Annotated in this window: 3 protein-coding genes; all 3 read left to right on the forward strand. The window is 72.5% G+C overall.

Going from position 1 to position 2,596, the window contains the following annotated elements; translation table 11 throughout:
- Positions 1-729: thioredoxin domain-containing protein (locus tag NBW84_RS19935; RefSeq protein ID WP_250286364.1), on the forward strand; the 729-nt coding region annotated here is incomplete at its 5' end.
- Between the two features lie 60 nt (positions 730-789).
- Entirely contained in the window at positions 790-1,908 is a 1,119-nt protein-coding gene (locus NBW84_RS19940) for a class I SAM-dependent methyltransferase (RefSeq protein ID WP_250286365.1), read from the forward strand.
- Positions 1,909-2,088: 180 nt separating this feature from the next.
- Positions 2,089-2,577: a thioredoxin-dependent thiol peroxidase gene (gene bcp, locus NBW84_RS19945; RefSeq protein ID WP_250286373.1), complete on the forward strand. Its 489-nt coding sequence runs from the start codon at positions 2,089-2,091 to the stop codon at positions 2,575-2,577.
- Positions 2,578-2,596: the final 19 nt, after the last annotated feature.

The raw sequence follows: 2,596 nt of genomic DNA on the forward strand, positions 1-2,596 counted from the left end.
GGCCGCCGGCGGGAGAAGGTGGCCCAGGCCCGGGCCGCCGAAGCCGCCCGCGCGCGGCGGCGGCAACGGGTCATCGTCGGGTTGGTGGTCGTGGCCGTGCTCGCGGTGGCCGCGCTGATCGGCGTCGCCGTCCAGAGCAACCGGACGGAATCCGCACCGGTGGTGCTGCCGGTGACCGCGACCGGCACCGACAACGGGATCACCGTCGGCCGGGCGGACGCCCCCGTCACCGTGGACTTCTACGAGGACTTCCAGTGCCCGGTCTGCGAGGAACTGGAGACCGCGCTCGGCCCGGGCATCCAGCAAATGATCGGTGATGGACGGATCAAAGCCGTCTATCACATGATGTCCTTCCTCGGGCCGGAATCCGTGCGGGCGGCGAACGCCGCTGCCGCCGCCGCCCAGGAAGGTAAATTCAAGGAATACCATGACATTCTCTACGCCAACCAGCCGCGCGAGCACAGCAGCGGATACCAGAACGGCACGCTGACGGAATTCGGCGCCAGCGTGGGCCTGACCTCCCCCGCGTTCATCGACGCGGTGCGTGACGGCACCTACAACGGCTATGTCGCGAAAGTCGAGGACGACGCGTCCAGGCGTGGTGTGACCGGCACCCCGACCGTGCTCGTCAACGGCCGGCAACTGGCCCCGCGGTCCCTGACCCCCCAGGGCTTCACCGCCGCGGTGGCCGCTGCCGCCGGCACCCCCGCGCCGGCGGCCACCGGCTGACCACGCCCTCGTGTGGCCACGACACGGCAGACCGTGGCCACACGAGGTGAGATAACGACTATGGACGCCGCCCAGTGGGACCGCCGGCACGCTGGCACCGGCCTGCTGTGGACCGCCGAGCCGAACCAGGTCGTGGTCGAACACCTCACCGGGCTCACCCCCGGGCGTGCCCTGGACCTCGCCTGCGGCGAGGGGCGCAACGCCGTCTGGCTCGCCACCCAGGGCTGGCGGGTCACCGGCGTGGACTTCTCCCAGGTCGCGATCCGCAAGGCACGCGAGCTCTCCCGCCGCTTCGACGTGACACCGGAGTGGATCCACGCCGACGTCATGGTCTGGACGCCGCGGCCGGCGTCCTACGAGCTGGTCATCATCTGCTACCTGCACCTGGCGCCCGAGCAGCGGCGGGACGTGCTGCGCTGCGCGGTCGACGCGACCGTCCCGGGCGGGACGCTGCTGGTCATCGGGCACGACCGGGCGAACCTGCGGCACGGTGACGTCATCCCCGCCGACCCCGAGCTCCTGCTCGACGCCGACGATCTGCTGACGGAGCTGGCTGCCGGCCCGCCCCTGCGGATCAGCCGGGCCGGCCGCGTCCGCGGGCCGCTGCGCGGCGACGGCAACCGGCACCCGGTGGTCGACACCCTGCTGGTGGGGCGCCGGCCCGGCCCGGTGTCCCCCCACCCGGCGCTCGTCGAGCCGGCGGCGGGGGCGGCGGGCAAGGGCCCCGGGACAGGGACGGGGACGGGGACGGGGACGAACGGTGCTGCCTCACGCGCGCTGTCCCTGTCGGTGGGCGGCTTCGTCGTCGTCCACCGGATGCCGACGGTGGCGGAGCTGCGCCGGCTGCGTACCGCCGGCGGCCTGCCCGACCCCGGCCCCGAAGCGGCGGCGGACGCCATCGACGGCAGCCTCGCCGGCCTGTGCGTGGAGGCCGCGGACGAGCCGGGCCGGGCGGTGGGCTGCGGCCGGATCGTCGGGGACGGCCGGACCTTCCTGGTCATCATGGACGTGGTGATCGACCCGATGGTGTACGCCGACGCGGACGCCGACGCGGACGTCGACCTGGCCATCCTGATCATCAACGAGCTGCGCAGATGGGCCGTCGGCCAGGTGGATCCGGCCGCGTTCGTGGGTGTGGCCACGCTCGCGGGCGTCGAGCCGCTGGGCAGCCCGCCCTGACCGCCGTCCCCCGCTGCCCGGTTGGCCGGGCAGCGGCAGCGGCACCGGCATGACGGCAGGGCGGCAGGACGGGGTGTGAAAACGGGAACGCGGCATGGGAACGGTGTGTGCAAGGCGTACCGGGCCGATTCAGGAGGGGTGGGGTTTGCGGTGCCGGACCCGTCCGGCTACCTTCCGACCATGACCGAGACCGCCGCCGCTGCCCGTCTCACCACCGGTGACACCGCTCCCGGCTTCACCCTCTCCGACGCCGACGGCAACGAGGTGTCGCTGTCGTCCTACCGGGGGCGACGGGTTGTCGTCTACTTCTACCCGGCCGCCTCCACGCCCGGGTGCACCAAGCAGGCCTGTGACTTCCGGGACAGCCTCGCGCTGCTGAACGACGCCGGCATCGACGTGCTCGGGATCTCCCCCGACAAGCCGGCGAAACTCGTGAAGTTCCGCGACAACGAGAAACTGACCTTCCCGCTGCTGTCGGACCCGGAGCGGGCCGTGCTCGCCGCCTACGGCGCGTACGGCGAGAAGACGCTCTACGGCAGGAAGACCGTGGGTGTGATCCGCTCGACCTTCCTCCTGGACGCCGACGGCAAGATCGAGAAGGCGCTCTACAACGTCAAGGCGACCGGCCACGTCGCCAAAATCATCCGCGACCTCGGCCTGTCCGCCTGACCGGCCGCCCCGCCGCCCC

This window comes from Protofrankia sp. CiP1_Cm_nod2 (assembly GCF_920664355.1).
Classification (GTDB): domain Bacteria; phylum Actinomycetota; class Actinomycetes; order Frankiales; family Frankiaceae; genus Protofrankia.